We start from the raw sequence: 3,132 nt of genomic DNA on the forward strand, positions 1-3,132 counted from the left end.
GCCAGTCCACGGTTGTCGACGGTCCAGCTGATCGTGACGGAGTCGCCTCCGGTGGCAACCGCTGGTGCATTGATTTCGCTGACGACCAGATCCGGCTGAGCCCCGAGCACCTGGATCGCTCGAGCCTTGTAGTTGTTGTTGTCAATGTTGTCGGGGTCGTCGGGATTGTGGTTGGACGCCAACGTGTCTTCGGGAACCACGTCCAGCGGGTCGACCCAAGGCGTCACGTACCATGTGCCCGATTCGAGTTGCCGTGGGATGCGTATCGTGATGGAAGTCTCGTAGCCGGCCAAACGGTCCAGTGATCCGGTGTGGGTGGTCGTCTGCAACAGCAGGTCGCCCTGTCCGGGGTGGGGGCGATTCTTGTCACGCGTCAACCAAACGTTTTCGGTCCAGGTGTCGCCATGCGTCGCGCCGCTGCCGCGATTGGTCACGGTGTATCGCACGGGGATCTCGGCTCCGGCAACGACTTGATTCGGCGCGATGACATCGCTGACCACCAGGTCGGCCAGCGGTTCGGGCTCGATGAAGATCGATTGGTAGCTGATGTTGTTCTGGTTGTTGGGCCATTCGGCGATGTTGTCCGTGGCGTCGGTTTGCACGATCACGTAGACATCGCCGCGGTAACGGATGGGGATGACCACACTGCCGGCATCGCTGCTGTAACGCTCGCCGGCCGCCAAGGCCGAACCGTTGTCAAGCTCACCGATCAAAATGTCCGCCTGGTCGACCACGGTGTCGAGCGAAAGGTAGACGCGATCGATCCACTTCGTTCCGGCCGTGCCGGCACCGCCTTGATTGACCACCGTGAATTGTGGAGACAGCGTCGTGCCCGCGGTCAGTCGCTCGGGGATCGTGATCGAGTCGACTTGCAAATCGGGTCGGGGACGCACATTGATGATGATTGGCTCCGGCTTGGTGTTGTTAACGACACCGCTGCCCTCGTAAAGCAACTCTTGGAAATTCGTGCGAACGAACAGATTGAAGACGCCCGCGGACTGGATCGGAATGCGAATCGCTTCATTGCGTGTGTAGCTTTTACCGGGCGTCAGGGGATCGACGAATGGAAACGTTCCCAACTGGATGATCTGGCCATCTGGGTCACCGGCCGGTTGCAGGTAAACGCGGTCGATCCAGCCACCCGACGCTGAACCGAGCCCGCTGTTGGTGACCGTCCAGCTGACATCCAACAGCGTCCCTTCTTCGGCCACGTCGGGTGCCACGACTTCATTGACGATCAAATCCGGTGACGGCAACAACGTGATCGGAAACGCACCGCTGGCCGCGCGATTGTTGTCGTCAAAGATGAATTCGAAGGGAGCGTTTTCTTTTGCCGTGTGGACGATCACGTAGTGATCACCGGACAAACCGTCGGGCACGATGAAATGGCCGGTTCGTGTATAACTGTCGCCCGGTGCGATCTGTCCAAAATGCTGGAACCGAACTTCGCTGCCTTCGATCGGCTGTGTCCCGGCGGGGTCCTCAGCCAAGTAGACCACGTCGTACCAATCGCCGCGGTTGGTGATTCCGATCCCGGTGTTGTCGACCGTCCACATGACGCTGGCGACGGATCCGGCGTTGACGGGTTGCGGCACGTCAATGTTGCTGACGACCAGATCGGCGAAAGCGGCCGGCATGATGTCAATCGAATCCGCGTGGGCGACATCGTTGTTCGATTCGTTGCCGTTTTCGAAAACGTTACCCCCAGAGTCACCATCTAAAAAATCACTGCGTACCCACAACGTGAATCGCCCGCTGGTCCCGGGCGGCAACGGGATCGTCTCGCTGCGTGAGTAGTCACCGCCCGCTTCCAAACCTCTCGAGTGCTCAAACGTCGCGATCACCAGGTCATCATCGTCGCCGACGGTCGCGTTGCGGCTGAGCACAATCGCATCGGTCCACCGATCGGTCAGTCCGCGGCCGGTGCCGACGTTGGCCACGGTCCAGTCGACGGTCAGTTGCGTGGGATCGCCGATCACCTGCGTCGGCGCGCTGACGTGGGTCACCGTCAGGTCCGCGTAAGGTGACAGCGTCAACTCGATCGATGCGGTCTGCACGTTGTTCGATTCACCGGCGGAGCGCTCTCCCAGTTCCTCCAACGCATCGGTCACGACCAACACGTACTTGGCACCTTGAACATCGATCGGCATCAACAGTTCACGCGTCACGCCGCGGGTTTGCTGGGGATCGAGCGGCTGGTTGATTGCAAATTCGTCAAGCAGACGATCGTCAGCGGAGACCGTTAAATCGTCCGACAGGTAGATGCGTTGTTGCCAGGCCGAAGCGACGCCGGTGCCTTGATTGACGAATTCGAAATTGACGGGAAGTGTTTGACCCGAGTTGGCGGTGGCCGGTACCGTTAGGTCTTGGACGACGATGTCGGGATGGTCGATCCGGACCGTGCCGCCGACCAACGTATTGTTCGACTCATACGGGCCTTCGGACAAACGATCGGTGTCGTCGGTCGCCAAGATGATCCGGTATTCGCCGTCCGGCAAGTCCGGCAGGTCGACCGTCATCATCGACAGATAACTCTCGCCCGGCGCGACGGGTTCGGCTTGAAAGACGCCGCCGACCAGGTGCCGAAATCCGCTCGCCGAGGTCGACTGCAAGTAAATTCGATCAAACCAGCGATCGGGCGTCGCCGCGTCGCCTTGATTGATCGCGGTCCACGTGAACACACTCGGCGTCCGGGGTTGTCCGGTCGCCGGCCCGCTGACTGAGGTCGGTAGCAGGTCGACCAGCGGCGGAACCGTCAAATGCAGCGGCGCCGAGACGAACGTGTTGGCTTCGTCGGTCTCATGAATCTGGTTGCCGTCGTCGATCGATGCGATCAAGTAGTAGGTCCCGGTCGGTAGCGACTGGGTCAGCGGCAGCGAAACATTGAATTGGTTCGCGTAAGTTCCGCCGGCCGTGAGGGTGGTGTCGTGAATCAATTCGTCCAGCGATAGATCGCCTAGATCGAAAACGTTGTCGGTCGAAAGGTAGATGCGATCGGTCCACGATTCGCCGCCGGCAGTTGCGGCGCCCACGTTCCTGACGTCGAACAACAAGGGGACTCCATCGCCGAAATCGAATTCGGTGGCGACCGTCGGCAGAACGCCGCCGACCAACATCAGATCCGGCAACGCC

At 60.2% G+C, this 3,132-nt stretch carries 1 protein-coding gene; it reads right to left on the reverse strand.

Translation table 11 applies throughout. The annotated features are described in order from the left end of the window. The coding region (locus ABX749_RS27450) for a CARDB domain-containing protein (protein ID WP_372898838.1) at positions 1-3,132 on the reverse strand (3,132 nt) is incomplete at both ends.

It is taken from the genome of Stieleria sp. (assembly GCF_041595215.1).
GTDB lineage: Bacteria > Planctomycetota > Planctomycetia > Pirellulales > Pirellulaceae > Stieleria > Stieleria magnilauensis.